The organism is Achromobacter sp. 1011811831 (assembly GCF_059760905.1).
The window spans coordinates 29,896-48,727 of record NZ_JCBANG010000028.1 but is presented as its reverse complement, the minus strand read 5'-3'; the positions used below and the strand labels follow the sequence as shown (position 1 = coordinate 48,727).

At 66.0% G+C, this 18,832-nt stretch carries 14 protein-coding genes; 11 read left to right on the top strand and 3 right to left on the bottom strand.

Annotated features, from left to right (window positions below; translation table 11 throughout):
- Positions 1-63: 63 nt before the first annotated feature.
- Positions 64-1,374, top strand: a complete 1,311-nt coding sequence (locus AC6LJ9_RS13225; protein WP_212314087.1) for a solute carrier family 23 protein — start codon at positions 64-66, stop codon at positions 1,372-1,374.
- 50 nt (positions 1,375-1,424) lie between these two features.
- Here the strand turns inward: AC6LJ9_RS13225 and AC6LJ9_RS13220 are convergent, their stop codons facing one another.
- Positions 1,425-3,047, bottom strand: coding sequence for a methyl-accepting chemotaxis protein (locus AC6LJ9_RS13220; protein ID WP_498147902.1), 1,623 nt, complete (start codon positions 3,045-3,047; stop codon positions 1,425-1,427).
- Between the two features lie 900 nt (positions 3,048-3,947).
- Between AC6LJ9_RS13220 and greA the strand changes: the two genes are divergently transcribed.
- On the top strand, positions 3,948-4,424 hold the full coding sequence (gene greA / locus AC6LJ9_RS13215; protein ID WP_103275738.1) for a transcription elongation factor GreA: 477 nt from the start codon (positions 3,948-3,950) through the stop codon (positions 4,422-4,424).
- Positions 4,425-4,707: 283 nt separating this feature from the next.
- On the opposite strand, the gene AC6LJ9_RS13210 is transcribed toward greA, so the two are convergent.
- Entirely contained in the window at positions 4,708-5,313 is a 606-nt protein-coding gene (locus AC6LJ9_RS13210; protein WP_498147901.1) for a YhbY family RNA-binding protein, read from the bottom strand.
- Between the two features lie 18 nt (positions 5,314-5,331).
- Here AC6LJ9_RS13210 and AC6LJ9_RS13205 point away from each other — a divergent pair, with 18 nt between their 5' ends.
- The 5 genes from AC6LJ9_RS13205 (at position 5,332) to AC6LJ9_RS13185 (ending at position 11,310) form a co-directional block, all read left to right on the top strand.
- Positions 5,332-5,964: an RlmE family RNA methyltransferase gene (locus AC6LJ9_RS13205; RefSeq protein WP_103275736.1), complete on the top strand. Its 633-nt coding sequence runs from the start codon at positions 5,332-5,334 to the stop codon at positions 5,962-5,964.
- A 226-nt stretch (positions 5,965-6,190) separates the two neighbouring features.
- Positions 6,191-8,089 (top strand): ATP-dependent zinc metalloprotease FtsH, encoded by a 1,899-nt coding sequence (gene ftsH / locus AC6LJ9_RS13200; RefSeq protein ID WP_103275735.1) that lies wholly within the window; start codon positions 6,191-6,193, stop codon positions 8,087-8,089.
- 18 nt (positions 8,090-8,107) lie between these two features.
- Positions 8,108-8,953: a dihydropteroate synthase gene (folP, locus tag AC6LJ9_RS13195; RefSeq protein ID WP_498147900.1), complete on the top strand. Its 846-nt coding sequence runs from the start codon at positions 8,108-8,110 to the stop codon at positions 8,951-8,953.
- Entirely contained in the window at positions 8,950-10,293 is a 1,344-nt protein-coding gene (gene glmM, locus AC6LJ9_RS13190; RefSeq protein ID WP_212314077.1) for a phosphoglucosamine mutase, read from the top strand. Before folP ends, glmM begins: the two co-directional genes overlap by 4 nt.
- A gap of 213 nt (positions 10,294-10,506) precedes the next feature.
- A complete protein-coding gene (locus tag AC6LJ9_RS13185) occupies positions 10,507-11,310 on the top strand; it encodes a GNAT family N-acetyltransferase (protein WP_498147899.1) in 804 nt (267 codons plus the stop codon).
- 187 nt (positions 11,311-11,497) lie between these two features.
- Here AC6LJ9_RS13185 and ppx read toward each other — a convergent pair whose 3' ends face one another.
- Positions 11,498-12,985 carry an exopolyphosphatase gene (gene ppx, locus AC6LJ9_RS13180; protein ID WP_212314067.1) on the bottom strand — a complete coding sequence of 496 codons (1,488 nt, stop codon included), beginning with the start codon at positions 12,983-12,985 and terminating at the stop codon, positions 11,498-11,500.
- A gap of 219 nt (positions 12,986-13,204) precedes the next feature.
- Here ppx and ppk1 point away from each other — a divergent pair, with 219 nt between their 5' ends.
- The 4 genes from ppk1 (at position 13,205) to pstA (ending at position 18,799) form a co-directional block, all read left to right on the top strand.
- Positions 13,205-15,280, top strand: coding sequence for a polyphosphate kinase 1 (gene ppk1 / locus AC6LJ9_RS13175; protein WP_498147898.1), 2,076 nt, complete (start codon positions 13,205-13,207; stop codon positions 15,278-15,280).
- A 449-nt stretch (positions 15,281-15,729) separates the two neighbouring features.
- A complete protein-coding gene (gene pstS / locus AC6LJ9_RS13170; protein WP_212314062.1) occupies positions 15,730-16,770 on the top strand; it encodes a phosphate ABC transporter substrate-binding protein PstS in 1,041 nt (346 codons plus the stop codon).
- A gap of 125 nt (positions 16,771-16,895) precedes the next feature.
- Positions 16,896-17,915 carry a phosphate ABC transporter permease subunit PstC gene (gene pstC / locus AC6LJ9_RS13165; RefSeq protein ID WP_103275728.1) on the top strand — a complete coding sequence of 340 codons (1,020 nt, stop codon included), beginning with the start codon at positions 16,896-16,898 and terminating at the stop codon, positions 17,913-17,915.
- Between the two features lie 29 nt (positions 17,916-17,944).
- On the top strand, positions 17,945-18,799 hold the full coding sequence (gene pstA / locus AC6LJ9_RS13160; RefSeq protein ID WP_212314059.1) for a phosphate ABC transporter permease PstA: 855 nt from the start codon (positions 17,945-17,947) through the stop codon (positions 18,797-18,799).
- Positions 18,800-18,832 lie beyond the last annotated feature (33 nt).

The window sequence follows — 18,832 nt, the reverse complement described above, 5'->3', positions numbered from 1 at the left end:
CGCTTGCCTCAACGGAGCGGGCGCCGTCCGGGCCCATCGACCCGACAACATCCTGGGGAATCCATGTCCAAATCGTACTTTCCGCGCTGGCGCCTGGCGGACGACGCCGAGCCCGGCGTCATCATCGCGCCCGACGAAAGGCTGTCCTGGCCCAAGAACGTGGCCATGGGCGCGCAGCACGTGGTCGCCATGTTCGGCTCCACGGTGCTGGCGCCGCTGCTGATGGGGTTCGATCCGAACGTCGCCATCCTGATGTCGGGCATTGGCACGCTGATCTTCTTCCTGTTCGTGGGCGGCCGGGTGCCGAGCTACCTGGGATCCAGCTTCGCCTTCATCGGCGGCGTCATAGCCGTCACCGGCTATGCGGGCGGCGGCGCCAACGCCAATATCGGCGTGGCGCTGGGCGCCATCATCGCCTGCGGCCTGGCCTATACCCTGATCGGCCTGATCGTCTGGGCCGTCAATGCGCGCGCCGGCGGCGGGGCGGGCTGGATCGACACGCTGATGCCGCCTGTCGTGACCGGGGCCGTGGTGGCCGTGATCGGCCTGAACCTGGCGCCCATCGCGGCCAAGGGCGCGATGGGGCAGTCGGGCTTCGACACCGCCATGGCCATCGTCACCGTCCTGTGCGTGGGCGGCATCGCCGTGTACACGCGCGGCATGGTGCAGCGGCTGCTGATCCTGGTGGGCCTGATCCTGGCCTGCGTGGTGTACGTGATCTGCGCCAATGTCCTGGGCCTGGGCAAGCCCGTGGACTTCGCGGGCGTGGCGGCGGCGGCCTGGTTCGGCCTGCCTCATTTCGCGGCGCCGGTGTTCAAGGCCGAGGCCATGGGCCTGATCGTGCCGGTCGCCATCATCCTGGTCGCCGAGAACCTGGGCCACGTCAAGGCGGTCAGCGCCATGACGGGCCAGGACCTGGACCGCTACCTGGGGCGCGCCTTCGTCGGCGACGGCGTGGCCACCATGGTGTCGGGCGCGGTCGGCGGCACCGGCGTCACCACCTATGCCGAGAACATCGGCGTGATGGCCGTGACCCGCATCTATTCCACCCTGGTCTTCGTGGTGGCGGCCCTGATCGCCATCGTGCTGGGTTTCTCGCCCAAGTTCGGCGCCCTGATCCAGACCATCCCGGCGCCCGTGCTGGGCGGCATGTCGGTCGTGGTGTTCGGCCTGATCGCCGTGGCCGGCGCCCGCATCTGGGTGGTGAACCAGGTCGATTTCAGCGACAACCGCAACCTGATCGTGGCCGCGGTCACGCTGGTGCTGGGCGCGGGTGATTTCACCGTCAAGCTGGGCAATTTCACGCTGGGTGGCATCGGCACCGCCACGTTCGGCGCCATCATCCTGTACGCCTTGCTGCGCCGCAGGAAATAAGGCCCGCCGGGCCGGGCGTGGGTCGCCCGGCCCGATCAGGGCCGCCCGGCTCAGGAGCGCGACAGGCGCGTCGCCCGGGCGCCATGGGCCAGCACGGACGCCGGTTCGGCCTCGATCACCTGGCCCGACTGGGTCTTGAATACCGCCGTGGCCTCGGCCAGTTTGCGCGCCTGGTCCTCCATGGCCGAGGCGGCGGCCGAGGCCTGTTCCACCAGCGCGGCGTTCTGCTGCGTCACCTCGTCCATCTGCGATACCGCCAGGGTGATCTGGTCGATGCCGCCGGCCTGCTCCGCCGAGGCCGCCGAGATTTCGCCCATGATGTCGGCCACGCGCTGCACCGAGGTCACGATTTCCTGCATGGTCTGGCCGGCGGCCGTGACGTGGGCCGAGCCCGACGTCACGGTGTCCACCGAGGTTTCGATCAAGGTCTTGATTTCCTTGGCCGCCTGCGCCGCGCGCTGGGCCAGCGTGCGGACCTCGCCGGCGACGACGGCGAAACCCTTGCCCTGTTCGCCGGCGCGCGCGGCTTCCACGGCGGCGTTCAGGGCCAGGATATTGGTCTGGAAGGCGATGCCGTCGATGACCGAGACGATGTCGGCGATGCGTTTCGAACTGTCCGAAATGCCCTGCATGGTATGGACCACCTGGCCCACGGTCTGCCCGCCGCGCTGCGCCACTTCCATGCTGACGGCCGCGAGCTGGTTGGCCTGGGCGGCGTTGTCGGCGTTCTGCTTGACCGTGGCCGCCAGCTGTTCCATGGTGGCGGCGGTCTGCTCCAGCGCGGCGGCCTGTTCCTCTGTGCGGCTGGACAGGTTGGCGTTGCCCGCGGCGATCTCGGCCGAGCCGACGTTGATCTCGTCCACGCCCTGGCGCACCGTGGAAACGGTGCGGGTCAGGCCTTCCTGCATGCGCTTGAGGGCGGCGAACAGCGCGCCGATTTCATTGTTCGAGCGCGTTTCCACCCGGCTGGTCAGGTCGCCGCCGGCGATGCGGTCGAAGTGCATGCCGGCTTCCCGCAGCGGCTGCAGCACGCCACGGCGGATGAAGGCCCAGCACAGCGCGGCCAGCAGCAGGGCGGTGGACAGCAGGGCGATGGCCGAAATCCGGGCCGAGGCGTAGGTCCGCTGCGAACTGTCGAGCACCGCGTCGCTGCGTTCGGCCACCCGGCCCAGGAAGGCCTGCATGTCCTTGGTGAAACCTTCATCGATCTGGCGCACCTTGCGCTGCCCTTCCTGGTAGCGAGGGACGGCGTTTTCCTTCAGCGCGGCATACTGCGCATCCAGAGCGGTGGTGTATTCACTGAATCGGGCCTGCAGCGTTTGTGCCAGCTGTTGTCCGCGCTCGCTCTTGGGTACGGCCATATACCTGGCATAGCGTTCACGCGCCATTTGCAGCTGGCTGGCGGCGGCCTGGAGGAAAATCGCCGCCTGATCCGCGGCGCCGGATTGCAGTTCGGATATGGTCGCATCCAGGGCCAGGCGGGTGCGCAGCAGGGCGCCGTTCGCTTCATACAACGGATCGACCTGGTGCACGGCGACATTATTCAGGTCTTCTATTTCCACGACGCTGCGCTGGGCATTAATCCAGCCGAGCCCGCAAGCGAGCGCCAGGGCAATAACGAAGCAGAACAGCACCAGCAGCATTCCGGTACGGACTTTCAGTTTTTCCAGCATGAGAGAGCTCCTCGGTCTTGAACGCGACCCATCGCGCGCCGGGAAAGTCCCCCGCCCGGACAGCGCCATGGGAGGCGGATGTCGCGCCGAATGACTGCGATGCATCCGCCGGACTGCAACACGCACAATCGATCGTTCTCGCGGTGAGTTTTTGGGAGAAACTCCGCGACCCCTTTTTAGTAATAAAGAGAAGCGCCGGTTGAAATACCGGTTGTTTTTAATTGTTTATTAATAAAGCAACTTTCCGGTTATACCTTCTTTGGACATTTTGACTACGATTTTTTACACACGCGCGGCTATCAAAAACCGTGTCGATATTGGGCAGTATCTTTTATGCAACGAACGATTTGTTCGTAATAAACAGCGGGTGAAGACGCCGGGAATGGGCGGCGGGTCGGAAGCGGCGCGCAGGCGGGCGCGATCATCCTGAAACAGCGACCGGCGCCGAGCATCGCGTTGGCGGCGGATGGACGCGGCAGGAGCGGAAAGGCCGCGCAAGGCCCGGAGGGATCTTGGCGGCCGTCAGCGTGGCGCAGCCCGCATCAGGGGCTTCTTGCGTGGAAACGACGTTTTCTCGCGGGTTACGGCGGCGAAATGCGCGGAAAACGACGGTTTTCCCGGTGGCTTGCAATTCGTCCGAACTTTGACCACAATATGACCTTGATTGCCCCGGTTCCGACCCGAGCCGGGGTTTTGTTTTGGTCGCAGCCCGCCGCCTCGCCGGCCGGCCGATCAGAGCGGGCAAAGGGGAAACCGATCGGGTTCAGCCTTGCGCCTTCCCTGATCCCGCCGTCCCGCAACAGTCGCCACGCAGCAACGGCGGCGCGAGAGACAGGCCTACGGCCTTCACACCGAGAACGCTCCGTCGGGGGCGTTTTCTACTTTTGTTTGGGAAACGACATGTCTGCCATTCCTTTGACCGTGCGCGGGGCCGAGCGCTTGCAAGAAGAGCTCCAGCGGCTGAAAACCGTGGAACGTCCTGCCGTTATCAACGCCATCGCTGAAGCGCGTGCGCAAGGCGATCTGTCGGAAAATGCCGAATACGACGCCGCGCGCGAGCGTCAGGGCTTTATCGAGGGCCGCATTGCCGAGCTTGAAGGCACGCTGTCCAACGCTCACCTGATCGACCCGTCCTCGCTGGACGCGGAAGGCCGGGCGGTATTTGGCGCCACCGTCGATATCGAAGACCTGGATTCGGGCGACCGCCTGACCTACCAGATCGTCGGCGACGTGGAAGCCGACATCAAGTCGAATCTGATCTCCGTGTCGAGCCCCGTGGCCCGCGCGCTGATCGGCAAGAGCGAAGGCGACGTCGTCGAGGTCCTGGCCCCGGCCGGCGTGCGCGAGTATGAAGTCCTGGGCGTGCGTTACATCTGACGCGGCTGCCCATTTAGCTGTAGACCATCAAAACACCATAGGTTGAACTTCACGTTCATCGGCAATCCGCGATAACATGCGGACCGCTTATGGTGGATCGGGCGCGTAATGCGCCCGTTTTTGTTGCCGCGGGTTCCGCATCGGGCCAGATCCTGGTGATGGATGGCGCGGCGCCCCAGGGGCACTTCGTCGCGGGCCGGTCCCGAGACGAAAAAAAGCCCCCTTGCGGGGGCAGTCCCGGCGCGAACAGGCGCTGCGCCGGATGGTTTTGCTTGTTCGGGACTCAGCGCTTGGACGACGAACGCCGGCTGGTGCCGCTGCGGGCTCCGGCGCGCAGGCTGAGCGCACTGCCGGCGCGGCGCGGAATCGCATGGGCGCTGCCAGAGGCCTTGCGATTGCTCGGGCGCATGGGCTTGCCGTTCTTGTTGAGCTCGCTGGCCGGGACGCGCGCCGGCTTGGCCGGGGCTTCGTCCGGGTCGGCCCGGCGCGACGGGCGCTTGGACAGCGTCTTGCCTTCGGCGGCGAGCTTCTTGGGCGTATGCGGCTCGGAGGCGCGGCGCTTGGCGGGGCGCTCGGGCTCCAGGGCGGCCAGCGCGGCGGGCTTGACGTTGCCCGGCAGCTGGCGGAACAGGATCAGCGTCTTGCCCAGGTGGTGTACCGGGGCGCAGGACAGCTTGTCGCAGATTTCCGACAGCATGGCCTCGCGCGCCTCGCGATCGTCACCGCCGGCGCGGACCTTGATCAGGCCATGGGAAGTCAGGGCCCGGTCGATTTCCTTGAGCACGGCCTCGGTCAGGCCGTTGTCGCCGATCAGGACGACGGGGCGCAGGGGGTGAGCGGCGGACCGAAGGTCGCTGCGCTCGCGAGAGGTAAGTTCTAATATAGGCATGCGTGGAATTGTACGGTAATGGCCAAAAATAAATTCTCCAAAGACTGGATTCACCAGCACATCAACGATCCCTATGTGAAGCTGGCGCAACAGAAGGGCTATCGGGCCCGGGCGGCGTTCAAGCTCATAGAGATCCTGGACACCGAAAAGCTGATGCGCCGTGGCGACCTGGTGGTCGACCTGGGCTCGGCGCCTGGCAGCTGGTCCCAGGTCGCGCGCGAGCGCCTGGCGGGGCCGGGCGGGATCGTGGACGGGCGCATCATCGCCCTGGACATCCTGCCCATGGAGCCCGTGGCGGGGGTGGAATTCATCCAGGGCGACTTCCGCGAGGACGAAGTCCTGAAACAATTGGAGGAAATGGTGGGATCCCGCGCCGTGGATCTTGTTATTTCCGACATGGCCCCCAACTTGTCCGGGGTAGGCATCGCGGACGCCGCGCGCATCCAGCATGTCTGCGAGCTGGCGATGGAGTTTTCCTGCGCCCATCTCAAGCCCAACGGGGTGCTGATCGTCAAGGCTTTCCACGGCAGCGGCTTTTCGCAGATCGTGCAGTCCTTCAAGCAGCGCTTCAAGCGGGTGGTCGAGCGCAAGCCGAAGGCGTCCCGGGACAAGTCCTCGGAAACCTTTCTGGTCGCCCGTGATCTGAAGTAGCCCTGCCGGAGCCTGGCGCTCCGGCGCCACAAAACCACGGCCAGCCCCTGGACTGGCCAGCGAGACAGCGACCGGAAAAACCTCGAATCAGACGTAACGCCACGGCTCCCAGGCCTCCCAGGACGCAACGCAGTCCGACAGGGTAGAATGGGCTATTGACATACTTGTGACTGTGCCATACGCGGGTGCGCAGTCGCCGGTCGGAATCGAAAGCAGGAGATCGACCTTGAACAACTCATTTTCGAAAGTCGCTGTCTGGATGGTGATAGCCCTTGTGCTGTTCACCGTCTTCAAGCAGTTTGACGGACGCGCCCAGACCCAGGACGGCGTGACCTACACGCAGTTCATGGACGACGCCAAGGCGGGACGCATCCGCAAGGTGGACGTGCAGGGCGGTCCTGGCGGCGACGTGCTGTACGTCACCCCGGACGCCGGCCGCGCCTACACGCTGACCTCGCCGGGCGACCTCTGGATGGTCTCCGACCTGCTGAAGTACGGCGTGCAGGTGTCGGGCAAGCCGCGCGAAGAGCAGTCGCTGCTGATGAGCATCTTCGTGTCCTGGTTCCCCATGCTGCTCCTGATCGGCGTCTGGGTGTTCTTCATGCGCCAGATGCAGGGCGGCGGTCGCGGCGGCGCGTTCAGCTTCGGCAAGTCGCGCGCCCGCATGCTCGACGAGAACACCAACCAGATCACCTTCGTGGACGTGGCCGGCTGCGATGAAGCCAAGGAAGACGTCCAGGAGCTGGTCGACTTCCTGCGCGACCCGAGCAAGTTCCAGAAGCTGGGCGGTCGCATTCCGCGCGGCGTGCTGATGGTCGGCTCGCCCGGCACCGGCAAGACGCTGCTGGCCAAGGCAATCGCCGGCGAAGCCAAGGTGCCTTTCTTCAGCATCTCGGGTTCCGACTTCGTTGAAATGTTCGTCGGCGTGGGCGCGGCCCGCGTGCGCGACATGTTCGAGAACGCCAAGAAGCACGCGCCCTGCATCATCTTCATCGACGAAATCGATGCGGTCGGCCGCCAGCGTGGCGCCGGCCTGGGCGGCGGCAACGATGAACGCGAACAGACCCTGAACCAGATGCTGGTCGAGATGGACGGCTTCGAGTCGGGCCAGGGCGTCATCGTGATCGCCGCGACCAACCGTCCCGACGTGCTCGACCCGGCGCTGCTGCGTCCGGGCCGCTTCGACCGCCAGGTCGTGGTGCCGCTGCCCGATATCCGCGGCCGCGAGCAGATCCTGAAGGTCCACATGCGCAAGGTTCCGCTGTCGCCGAACGTGGACGCGACCGTCCTGGCGCGCGGCACCCCGGGCTTCTCCGGCGCCGACCTGGCCAACCTGGTCAACGAAGCCGCCCTGTTCGCCGCCCGCCGCAATGGCCGCACGGTCGACATGTCCGACTTCGAAAAGGCCAAGGACAAGATCATCATGGGCGCGGAACGCCGCTCCATCGTGATGCCCGAAGAGGAACGCAAGAACACCGCGTACCACGAGTCCGGCCACGCGATCGTCGCCCGCCTGCTGCCCAAGACCGACCCGGTCCACAAGGTCACCATCATCCCGCGCGGCCGCGCGCTGGGCGTGACCATGCAGCTGCCTGAGACCGACCGCTACAGCATGGACAAGGGCCGCCTGCTGTCCACCATCGCCGTGCTGTTCGGCGGCCGCATCGCCGAAGAAATCTTCATGGACCAGATGACGACGGGCGCCTCGAACGACTTCGAACGCGCCACCGCCATCGCCCGCGACATCGTCACGCGCTACGGCATGACCGACGAGCTGGGCCCCATGGTCTATGCCGAGAACGAAGGCGAAGTGTTCCTGGGCCGCAGCGTCACCAAGACCACGCACATGTCCGAAGCCACCATGCAGAAGGTGGACACCGAGATCCGCCGCATCATCGACGAGCAATACAGCGTCGCGCGCAAGATCCTGGAAGACAACCGCGACAAGGTCGAAGTGATGACCTCGGCGCTGCTCGAATGGGAAACCATCGACGCCGACCAGATCAACGACATCATCGAGGGCCGCCCGCCGCGTCCCCCGAAGACGCCGCAAGGCCCGTCCGACACCTCCGACACGCCGCCCACCGGGCTGGCCGCCGGCGGCAACACGGCAGCCGCCGTCTGAGGTTTGCCATACTGAGTCATGGCGAATAATTTTCTTTGCGGGCGCTTCGAGTTCGATCTCGAGCGCCCGCTTGTCATGGGTATCGTCAATGTCACGCCGGATTCCTTTTCCGATGGCGGCCGGCATGACGACACCGACTCCGCAGTGGCGCACGCGCGCAGCCTGATCGCCGAAGGCGCGCACATCCTGGACCTGGGCGGGGAATCCACCCGCCCCGGCGCCGAGCCGGTCTCGGCCGCCGACGAGCTGGCGCGCCTGCTGCCGGTGATCGAGGCGCTGCGCGACTGCGGCGTGCCCTTGTCGATCGATACCTTCAAGCCCGAAGTCATGCGCGCCGTGCTGGATGCCGGCGCCGACATGATCAACGACATCTACGGCTTCAGGCAGCCCGGCGCCGTCGAGGCGGTGGCGCGGTCGCGCTGCGGGCTGTGCGTGATGCACATGAAGGGCGAGCCGCGCACCATGCAGGCCAGCCCGCCCGAGTACACCGACCTGATCGGTGAGATCGGCCTGTTCCTGGGATCGCGCGCGCAGAAGCTGCGCGCCGCCTGGGTGGATCCCCGCCGTATCGTGCTGGATCCGGGCTTCGGTTTCGGCAAGACGGCGGACCAGAACTTCCAACTGCTGCGCCGGCTGTCCAGCCTGCGCAGCTCCAGCTATCCGCTGCTGATCGGCCTGTCGCGCAAGAACATGATCGGACAGGCCACCGGCCGGTCCGTCGACGACAGGCTGCCCGGCAGCATCGCCGCCGCCCTGGCCTGCGTGGCGCGTGGCGCGTCCATCGTGCGGGTGCACGATGTGGCCGCCACGGTCGACGCGCTGAAGGTCTGGCAGGCGGCCGAACAAGGAGCAATTTGTTCATGATTCGACGCAAGTATTTTGGTACCGACGGGGTTCGCGGCGAAGTCGGCGGCCCGGTGATCAACGCCGAATTCGCGCTGCGCCTGGGCTACGCCGCCGGGCGCGTGCTGGCCCGTGAGCACGCGGTGCGCGGCGGTAGCCGCCCGCAGGTCGTCATCGGCAAGGACACCCGCATCTCGGGCTACATGCTGGAATCCGCGCTGGAAGCCGGCCTGTCGGCGGCGGGCATCGACGTGCTGCTGGCCGGCCCCATCCCGACGCCGGCCGTGGCCTATCTGACCCGCGCGCTGCGCCTGGTGGCGGGCATCGTCATCAGCGCCTCGCACAATCCCTACCAGGACAACGGCATCAAGTTCTTCTCGGCGCAGGGCATGAAGCTGGCCGACGATATCGAGGCCGATATCGAGGCCGCGCTGGACGAGCCGCTGGGCTGTGTCGGGTCCGAAGGGCTGGGCCGCGCCCGCCGCATGTCGGACGCGCAGGGCCGCTACATCGAATTCTGCAAGAGCACCTTCCCCAACGACCTGGACCTGAACGGCATGTCCATCGTGGTCGACGCCGCCCACGGCGCCGCCTACAACATCGCGCCGCACGTGTTCCGCGAGCTGGGCGCCGAGGTGCACGCCATCGGCGTGCATCCGGACGGCTTCAACATCAACAAGGGCGTGGGCGCGCTGCATCCCGAGCTGCTGGCGCGCGAGGTACAGGCCCGTGGCGCCCAGGTCGGCATCGCGCTGGACGGCGACGCCGACCGCCTGCAGATGGTCGACGGCGACGGCCGCATCTATAACGGCGACGAACTGCTGTACGCCATCGTGCGCGAGCGCATGCAGCGCGGCAAGGTCGACGGCGTGGTGGGCACGCTGATGACGAACTTCGGTTTCGAGCGCGAGATGCAGCGCCTGGGCGTGGGCTTCGAGCGCGCCAACGTGGGCGACCGCTACGTGCTGGAGCAGATGCAGAACCGCGGCTGGCTCTATGGCGGCGAAAGCTCCGGCCACCTGTTGTGCCTGGACTGCCATACAACGGGCGACGGCATCATCGCCGCCCTGCAGGTGCTGACCGCGCTGCGCCGCAACCAGGCCACCATGTCCGAATGGCTGGGCGAGCTGCGCATGTATCCGCAGAAGATGATTAACGTGCCGCTGGCGCCAGGCCAGGACTGGAAGACCCATGCCGGCCTGTCGGCCGCGCGCCAGGCGGTCGAGGCCGAGCTTGCGGGCCGTGGCCGGATCCTGATCCGCGCCTCGGGCACCGAACCCAAGCTGCGCCTGATGGTGGAAGCCGAAGACGAGGCGCTGGCCGTGTCCAGCGCCGAGAAGCTCGCGGCCAGCCTGGGGTGATTCCGCTGCCGCGACCGGGCAGGGCCATCCGCCGTATGACGGCGGGTGCCCCTGCTTTGTTGTTTCCGCGTATTGATTTGTAAAGTTTTGTTGAGCTTTGCGGAAATACGGTCTATCTGCTCCGAACTAAACTTCATAGTCACGTAACATATTGGTCAAGTCTTTGACATACAGGGCGTCCAAACTGACCGGACTCTCTAGGAGCTTCGCGCAATGCTGGAACTAGCACGCATCAACCCAAGCCGTAATGCCGCCGAACCGTGGACGGGCCCCGCCCCCAGGGTGCTGGTGGTCGGCCTGGCGCGCACGGCAGAAGAAATCGAGCAGATCCAACGTCTGCGCTACGACGTCTTCACAGAGGATATGGGCGCGGTCTTTCCCGATGCCCAGGACGGTGTCGAGCATGATCGCTTCGACCCGTTTTGCGAACATCTGATGGTTCGCGAACTCGACACCGGCCGTGTGGTGGGTACATACCGCATCCTGACCCCGGAAAAAGCCCGGGAGGCCGGCGGCTACTACTCCGAATCCGAATTCGATCTCTCGGGCCTGGGTCCGATCCGCGACGAGCTGGTGGAAGTCGGCCGCTCGTGCACGCACGCAGACTACCGCAACGGCACCGTCATCATGCTGCTGTGGTCCGGCCTGGCCGAGTACCTGCGCCGCGGCGGCTACCAGTACGTGCTGGGCTGCGCCAGCGTGAGCCTGCGCGACGACGGCGTCACCGCCGCCGAAGTGTGGCGCACCATCTCCAAGCAGCTGCCGCAAGGCGATGAGCCGTATGTCGAGCCGCTGCACCGCTACCCGGTGGAAAAGCTCAACAGTACGCTGCCGGCCCGCGTGCCGCCGCTGATCAAGGGCTACCTCAAGCTGGGCGCGCGCGTCTGCGGCCAGCCTGCCTGGGATCCGGATTTCAACGCCGCCGACTTCCCGGTGCTGCTGAAGATGGACGGCATGGACGAGCGCTATCGCCGCCATTTCGGCCTCGATCAACCCGCCCCGACCGGGCAGCGCTGATCATGCGCCGCCTGTTCCGTCGTATGAAGATCAAACTGATACGGCGGGCCACGCGGCCTTTGCGCCAGGAATTGCGGCGTCTGGAAAGGCAGACCGACCTGTCTCCTTTCTGATCCGGCATCAAGAAAAAAACCAGCGGGACGCGCGAGCGTTCCGCTGGTTTTTTTTCATCGCCGGGCCGCCGCCGTCAGAACTCCAGCACCTCGAACGAAAAGCCCACCTTGGACCATTCGGCTTCCTCGGCGCGCAGCGTGAAATCGCTGAGCGGGTGCTGGGCCAGCCATTCCTTGTTCACGCGCACGACGATGGAGTCGCCGCGCACCGACGCGGTCAGCGGCAGCGGCTCGATCTCGCCGCGGCGGCGGAACAGCAGCACGGCCAGGCGCAGGCTGAGGATGGCGGTCCATTGGGCGTGGTTGCGCACCAGCGGCTCCAGCTTGCTCAGCTTGCCCTGGTGGCCCAGCGCCAGCAGCGCCAGCAGCTGCTGGTCGGCGCGCGAGAAGCCCGGCATGTCGGCGTTTTCCAGCACGTAGGCCGTGTGCTTGTGGTACGCGTTGTGCGCGATCGACAGGCCCACTTCGTGCAGGTCGGCGGCCCAGCCCAGCGCGGTGCGCAGCTCGGCGCGCTCGGCGCCTTCGGGCATCATGGCATCGAACAGCGAGAGCGCGGCGTGATGCACGCGGCGGGCCTGGTTCGCGTCCACGTGATAGCGCTTCATGAACTGGCGCACGGATTCGTCGCGCTTGTCGTGCTCGACGTCGCGGCCCAGCAGGTCGTAGAGCACGCCCAGCCGCAGCGCGCCGTCTCCGGTGTGCATGACCTCGATGCCCAGCTCGTCGAACAGCGCGCTCATGATGGCCAGCCCGCCGGGCAGCACGTCGGCGCGCTCGACCTTGATGCCGGGCAGCTCCGACGGCACGACGCGCCCGGCGCGGACGATGCGGTCCTTCAGCTTGGACAGGCCGGCGCGCGTGATGCCGCGGTCGGACATGCCGCCTTCGGTCAGGATGGCGAACAGCGCCTTGGCCGTGCCGGACGAGCCGTAGGCTTCCTTCCAGCCGGTCTTGCGGTACTGCTTGGCGATCACTTCGATCTCGCGGCGGGCGGCCAGCTCGGCCTGCTTCATCTGGTGCGCGTCGATCACGCCGTCCGAGAAGAACTGGCGGCTGTAGCTGACGCAGCCCATGTACAGCGAGGACATCAGCGTGGGCTCATGGCCCTTGCCGATGATGACCTCGGTCGAGCCGCCGCCGATGTCGATGACCAGGCGCTTGTTGGGCGAGGGGGGCAGGGTATGGACCACGCCCGAGAAGATCAGGCGGGCCTCTTCGCGGCCGGCGATGACTTCGATGGGGAAGCCCAGCGCGGCTTCGGCGCGGGGCAGGAAATCGCGGGTGTTGCGGGCAACGCGGAAGGTGTTCGTGGCCACCGCGCGCACGCGGTTGGGGTGGAAGCTGCGCAGGCGTTCGCCGAAGCGTTCCAGCACCGCGATGGCGCGTTCGATGGCCTCGTCGCCAAGGCGCTTTTCGGTGTCCAGACCGGCGGCCAGCCGGACGGTTTCCTTGAGACGATCGATCTGGTAGATCTGGGGCGTACCGTCTTGCTGGACGATGCGTCCGATGGAGAGGCGGAAGCTGTTGGACCCGAGGTCCACGGCGGCCAGAAGTTGATCCATGCGGCTCGTGATGATGGCTGTAAGAGTGGCCCGATTATAGATACCTCATGTGACAGTCCCCCCGGATTCGGGTTTTCTCTTATGGAACAGGGGCTTGGCGCGCACGGGGCGCCGTCCATGCGTCCCGGTTTTGTCGTACCCTACGTTTGCAGCATGTGTCACGGAAACGTCACGATTTTGAAGTAAAACCTCACGCTCTCTTCATGTATGGAATCTGGTATGACCACGCGCCCGCCCGCAGAGCCCTTGCTGCTGAATCGAGAGTTGTCGCTGCTCAAATTCAACGAACGCGTGCTGGCGATGGCGGAAAGTCCCAAGACCCCCCTGCTGGAGCGCCTGCGCTACGTGTGCATCCTCAGCTCCAACCTGGACGAGTTCTTCGAGATCCGGATTTCCAGCCTCAAGGAGCAGCAGCGCCAGTCGCCCAACCTGGTCGGCCCCGACGGCATGACGCCGGACCAGGCCTTCGACAACGTGCAGCGCGCCGTCCATGATCTGGTGACGCGGCAGTACGCGTTGCTCAACGACGAGATCCTGCCGGCCATGCAGGCCGAGGGCATCGCCCTGCATCATGCCTCCGAATGGAACCCGCAGCAGCAGGAATGGGCGCACGAGGTCTTCATCCGCGACGTGATGCCGCTCCTGACTCCCATCGGGCTGGATCCGGCGCACCCGTTTCCGCGCGTCTACAACAAGAGCCTGAACTTCATCGTCTCGCTGTCCGGCGCCGACGCCTTCGGCCGCCAGGCGTCGATCGCCGTGGTGCAGGCGCCGCGCGCGCTGCCGCGCCTGATCAAGATGCCGCCCGAACTGTCCGGCCATCCGGAAGGCTACATCCTGCTGACCTCGCTGCTGCGCGCTTTCGTGGGTGAGCTGTTCCCGGGCCTGGAGATGCTGGGCTGCTACCAGTGGCGCGTCACGCGCAACAGCGACCTGTTCGTGGACGAGGAAGAAGTCACCAACCTGCGCCATGCCTTGCAGGGCGAGCTGTCGCAGCGCAATTTCGGCGCCGCCGTGCGGCTCGAGATCGACAAGATGACGCCGCCCGAGCTGGAGACCTTCCTGCAGCGCGAGTTCTCGCTCAAGCCCGAGGACACCTACCGCGTGCCCGGGCCGGTGAACCTGTCGCGCCTGATGCAGCTGTGCAATGCCAACACGCGTCCCGAGCTGTTGTTCCCTGACTACCGCGCGCCGGTCCAGGCGCCGTTCGACCGCGTCGGCGACAAGCCCGCAGAGCTGTTCGAGGCGGTGGCCGAGCAGGACCGGCTGCTGCATCATCCGTACCAGTCGTTCCAGCCCGTCATCGATTTCCTGACCGCTGCCGCGCTGGATCCGGACGTGATGGCGATCAAGCAGACCATCTACCGCACCGGCGAAGACTCCGAGCTGATGAAGATCCTGCTCGCCGCCGCCCGCGCCGGCAAGGAAGTGACGGTGGTGGTGGAGCTGATGGCGCGCTTTGACGAGCAGACCAACATCAACTGGGCCTCCAAGCTGGAGGAAGTGGGCGCGCACGTGGTCTACGGCGTGGTGGCGCACAAGACGCACGCCAAGATGGCCGTGGTGCTGCGCCGCGAAAAGGGCCGGCTGCGCCGCTACGCCCACCTGGGCACCGGCAACTACCACCCGCGCACCGCGCGCCTGTACACCGACTTCGGCCTGCTGACCGCCGATCCCAAGCTGTGCGAGGACATGGACAAGGTCTTCGCCCAGCTGACCGGGCTGGGCGCGCGCCGCGCGCTCAAGTCGCTGATGCAGTCGCCCTTCACCATGCACGAAGGCATGGTCGAGCTGATCCGCGCCGAAGCGCGCGCGGCCCAGGCCGGCAAGCGCGCCCGCATCATGGCCAAGATGAACTCGCTGCTGGAAGAGCAGATCATCGAAGAGCTGTACAAGGCCAGCCAGGCCGGCGTCAAGATCGACCTGATCGTGCGCGGCGTGTGCGCGCTGCGCGCGGGCGTGCCGGGCCTGTCCGAGAACATCCGGGTACGCTCCATCGTCGGACGCTTCCTGGAGCATTCGCGGGTGTTCTATTTCTACGCGGACGGCGACGAGACCGTCTACCTGTCCTCGGCGGACTGGATGGACCGCAATTTCTTCCGTCGCGTCGAGATCGCCTTCCCGATCTACGACAAGACGCTCAAGAAGCGCGTCATCGACGAGGCCTTCACCTACGCGCTGCGCGACAACCAGCTGTCCTGGCAGCAACTGCCCGACGGCGATTACGTCCGGGTGAAAAGCCGCGCGCAGCCCTTCAACGTGCATCAGTACCTGATGCAGAAGCTGGGCGCGTAGCGTCACGCCGGGGATACGTTGATCTGTCCCCTTCGTCTCGCCGCAACCCGGCAACGCAGTTCGAGGCACGGCATCTCCAAGCCAGGCCGCGCGGATCCGGCTCCACCGGTCCGCCACCGGCGCCCCCTCCGCAGCCCGACAATGCCGTTCGAGGCAGAGCCCCCCAAGCCAGGCCGCGCGGATCCGGCTCCGCCGGTCCGCCACCGGCGCCCCCTCCGCAGCCCGACAATGCCGTTCGAGGCAGAGCCCCCCCAAGCCAGGCCGCGCGGATCCGGCTCCGCCGGTCCGCCACCGGCGCCCCCCTGGGGGGGAAGCGCGCAGCGCTTCGGGGGGGGACCTAATGTGACTGTCACTAGCCTGTAATGTTGGGCTTCTAACATGCGAGGGTCGCTGAAAGACAGGCAGCAGAAAGCCTGCCAGATCCTCTAACGAGCACAGAAGGAACCAAGATGTTCAACCGTGTCTTCAAGCAAGTTTCCCTGGGCGTCGCGCTGAGCGCCGCCGTGTTCGCAGTGCAAGCCGCCGACGTGACCGGCGCCGGCGCTTCGTTCCCGTACCCGATCTACGCCAAGTGGGCGTCGGACTACAAGGCTGCCACCAACAACGCCGTGAACTACCAGTCGATCGGCTCGGGCGGCGGCCAGCAGCAGATCATCGCCAAGACCGTCGATTTCGGCGCTTCGGACGATCCCATGAAGGCTGCCGACCTGGAAAAGAACGGTCTGCTGCAATTCCCGGCCGTCATCGGCGGCACGGTCGCCGTGGTGAACATCGACGGCGTCGAACCGGGCAAGCTGAAGCTGTCGGGCAAGGTCCTGGGCGACATCTTCCTGGGCAAGATCAAGAAGTGGGACGACAACGCCATCAAGGCGCTGAACCCCGACGTCAAGCTGCCCTCGGCCGACATCATCGTGGTGCACCGTTCGGACGGTTCGGGCACGACGTTCGGCTGGACCAACTACCTGTCGAAGGTTTCGCCTGAGTGGAAGGAACAGGTTGGCGAAGGCAAGGCCGTCAAGTGGCCCACCGGCCAGGGCGGCAAGGGCAACGAAGGCGTCGCCGCCTACGTCGGCCAGCTGAAGAACTCGATCGGCTACGTCGAATACGCCTACGCCAAGCAGAACAAGCTGGCCTGGACCCAGCTGCAGAACAAGGCTGGCAAGTTCGTCCAGCCCGAGCAGAAGGCTTTCGCCGCCGCGGCCGCCAACGCCGACTGGAAGAGCGCGCCCGGCATGGGCGTGGTGCTGACCGACGAGCCGGGCGCCGATTCCTGGCCCGTGACCGCCGCCACCTTCATCCTGGTCCACAAGTCGCAGGACAAGCCGGTGCAAGGCAAGGCCGTGCTGGACTTCTTCGACTGGGCCTTCAAGAACGGCGCCAAGTCGGCCGAAGGCATGGACTACGTGCCGCTGCCCGACGCCGTGACCAAGGAAATCCGCGCCGCCTGGGGCGAAGTGAAGTCCGCCGACGGCAAGGCCGTCTGGAAGTAAGCCGCAGCAAGGCGGGCGCTTGCGCCCGCCTGCCTTGTCCCGGTCCCGCTCGCGGGGGCCGAGGGCAGGGCGGCCCCGGCTAGACAACCTCCGTTTTCCCATCTGGCCCTAAGGAAAGTCCATCCATGAGCGCGGTAATGGATAATAGTGTGCCGCTTTCGCCCAATGGGGCGGATGATTCCGTGACTACCGGCACGCCTTCGCCTATGAAGCAAAACAATAATGCGCTGATGGATGCGCTGTTCAAGAACCTGACCCGCCTGTTCGCCTTCCTGGTGTTCATCCTGCTGGCGGCGATCCTGGTGTCCCTGGTCTACGGCAGCCGCGAATCGCTGGCCAAGTACGGCCTGTCGTTCCTCTGGCTGAACGACTGGGATCCGGTCAAGCAGAGCTACGGCGCCGTGGTGCCGATCATCGGCACGCTGCTGACCTCGGCCATCGCGCTGATCATCGCGGTGCCTGTGTCCTTCGGCATCGCCATCTTCCTGACCGAGCTGTCGCCGGCCTGGCTGCGCCGCCCGCTGGGCACCGCGGTCGAGATGCTGGCCGCGATTCCCTCGATCATCTACGGCATGTGGGGCCTGTTCGTCTTCGTGCCGGTGTTCCAGCAATACGTGCAGCCCTTCCTGATCGCCACGCTGGGCAACGTCCCCATCATTGGCGGCATGTTCGCCGGGCCGCCGTTCGGCATCGGCATCTTCACCGCGGGCCTGATCCTGTCGATCATGATCATCCCCTTCATCGCGGCGGTGATGCGCGACGTGTTCGAGCTGGTGCCGACCATGTTGAAGGAATCGGCCTACGGCCTGGGCAGCACGACCTGGGAAGTGATGTGGCGCGTGGTGCTGCCCTTCACCAAGTCGGGCGTCATCGGCGGCATCATGCTGGGACTGGGCCGCGCGCTGGGCGAGACCATGGCCGTGACCTTCGTGATCGGCAACGCCTTCAAGTGGTCCGGCTCGCTGTTCTCTCCGGGCAACTCCATCGCCTCGGCGCTGGCCAACGAATTCAATGAAGCGGGCGGCATCCAGAAGGCCGCGCTGCTGGAACTGGGCCTGATCCTGTTCCTGATCACCACCGTCGTGCTGGCCCTGTCCAAGATGCTGCTGGTCCGCCTGTCGGCGGGCGAGGGCAAGAAGAGCTGAGCCCCCGCGCGAACGACAAGGAAAAGATCATGGCTGTCTCCGTACTCAATATGCAGAACGGCATCTACCGCCGGCGCCGCGTGGTCAACCGCATCATGCTGACCGTCTCGCTGTCGACGCTGCTGTTCGGTTTGTTCTGGCTGTTCTGGATCATCCTGACGCTGCTGATGAAGGGCGCGCCCGCGCTGTCGTACACGCTCTTCACCGAAATCACGCCGCCGCCGGGCCAGACCGGCGGCCTGCTCAACGCGGTCATCGGCAGCGTGCTGATGGCCGGCGTGGGCACGCTGATCGGCACGCCCGTGGGCATCCTGGCCGGCACCTACCTGTCCGAATACGGCCAGCGCGGCTGGCTGGCGCCCGCCACGCGCTTCTTGAACGACGTGCTGCTGTCGGCGCCGTCCATCATCATCGGCCTGTTCATCTACGCCGTCTATGTGGCGCAGGTGGGGCACTACTCGGGCTGGGCCGGCGCCATCGCGCTGTCCATCCTGGTGATCCCGGTGGTGGTCCGCACCACCGACAACATGCTGCTGCTGGTGCCCAACAGCCTGCGCGAAGCCGCCGCGGCGCTGGGCTGCCCCAAGTGGCGCATGATCACCATGGTGTGCTATCGCGCCGCCAAGACCGGCATCATCACCGGCGTGCTGCTGGCCATCGCCCGCATCTCGGGCGAGACCGCGCCGCTGCTGTTCACGGCCCTGTCCAACCAGTTCATGTCGCTGAACATGAACGGCCCCATGGCCAACCTGCCGGTCGTGATCTACCAATACGCCGCCAGCCCCTTCAAGGACTGGAACAACCTGGCCTGGGCCGGGGCCACGCTGATCACGCTGCTGGTGCTGGGCATCAACATCCTTGCCCGCAACATGTTCCGCAAATAAGGACCGCTCGCCGGCTCGCGCAGCGCGCGGGCC

What these genes read in the sequence shown, in the direction of transcription:
- AC6LJ9_RS13225 (WP_212314087.1), top strand. Translation starts at nt 64, where the DNA reads ATGTCCAAATCGTACTTTCCGCGCTGGCGCCTGGCGGACGACGCCGAG.
- AC6LJ9_RS13220 (WP_498147902.1), bottom strand. Translation starts at nt 3,047, where the DNA reads ATGCTGGAAAAACTGAAAGTCCGTACCGGAATGCTGCTGGTGCTGTTC.
- greA (WP_103275738.1), top strand. Translation starts at nt 3,948, where the DNA reads ATGTCTGCCATTCCTTTGACCGTGCGCGGGGCCGAGCGCTTGCAAGAA.
- AC6LJ9_RS13210 (WP_498147901.1), bottom strand. Translation starts at nt 5,313, where the DNA reads ATGCCTATATTAGAACTTACCTCTCGCGAGCGCAGCGACCTTCGGTCC.
- AC6LJ9_RS13205 (WP_103275736.1), top strand. Translation starts at nt 5,332, where the DNA reads ATGGCCAAAAATAAATTCTCCAAAGACTGGATTCACCAGCACATCAAC.
- folP (WP_498147900.1), top strand. Translation starts at nt 8,108, where the DNA reads ATGGCGAATAATTTTCTTTGCGGGCGCTTCGAGTTCGATCTCGAGCGC.
- glmM (WP_212314077.1), top strand. Translation starts at nt 8,950, where the DNA reads ATGATTCGACGCAAGTATTTTGGTACCGACGGGGTTCGCGGCGAAGTC.
- AC6LJ9_RS13185 (WP_498147899.1), top strand. Translation starts at nt 10,507, where the DNA reads ATGCTGGAACTAGCACGCATCAACCCAAGCCGTAATGCCGCCGAACCG.
- ppx (WP_212314067.1), bottom strand. Translation starts at nt 12,985, where the DNA reads ATGGATCAACTTCTGGCCGCCGTGGACCTCGGGTCCAACAGCTTCCGC.
- ppk1 (WP_498147898.1), top strand. Translation starts at nt 13,205, where the DNA reads ATGACCACGCGCCCGCCCGCAGAGCCCTTGCTGCTGAATCGAGAGTTG.
- pstS (WP_212314062.1), top strand. Translation starts at nt 15,730, where the DNA reads ATGTTCAACCGTGTCTTCAAGCAAGTTTCCCTGGGCGTCGCGCTGAGC.
- pstC (WP_103275728.1), top strand. Translation starts at nt 16,896, where the DNA reads ATGAGCGCGGTAATGGATAATAGTGTGCCGCTTTCGCCCAATGGGGCG.
- pstA (WP_212314059.1), top strand. Translation starts at nt 17,945, where the DNA reads ATGGCTGTCTCCGTACTCAATATGCAGAACGGCATCTACCGCCGGCGC.